We start from the raw sequence: 250 nt of genomic DNA, 5'->3' as shown, positions 1-250 counted from the left end.
GTCCGACGCGACCGACGCGGCCGAGCTCGAGGAGCTACTCGGCGCGCATGACGCGCACCTGCTCTCCCCCGGTCCCGGGGCTCCTGCCGATGCCGGCGTCACGATCGACGCTGCTCGCATCGCGGTGCGGCGGGGGATCCCCACGCTTGGAGTGTGTCTCGGGCATCAGGTCAACGGGGCCGCTTTCGGCACGGCCATCCGGTCTGCTCCCGAGGTCATGCACGGCATGGTCTCGGCGGTCCGCCACGAC

The 250-nt window shown here is 72.0% G+C and carries 1 pseudogene; it reads left to right on the top strand.

The features are described 5' to 3' along the window. Nucleotides 1–250 (top strand): annotated as a pseudogene (locus tag KVS71_RS18045) (anthranilate synthase component II); the annotation flags it as partial.

This window comes from Microbacterium sp. GbtcB4, from assembly GCF_019091465.1.
In the GTDB taxonomy this organism is placed as follows: domain Bacteria; phylum Actinomycetota; class Actinomycetes; order Actinomycetales; family Microbacteriaceae; genus Microbacterium; species Microbacterium paraoxydans.
Note: the sequence above shows the minus strand (reverse complement) of the source record. Positions and strands in the feature narration are given on the sequence as shown.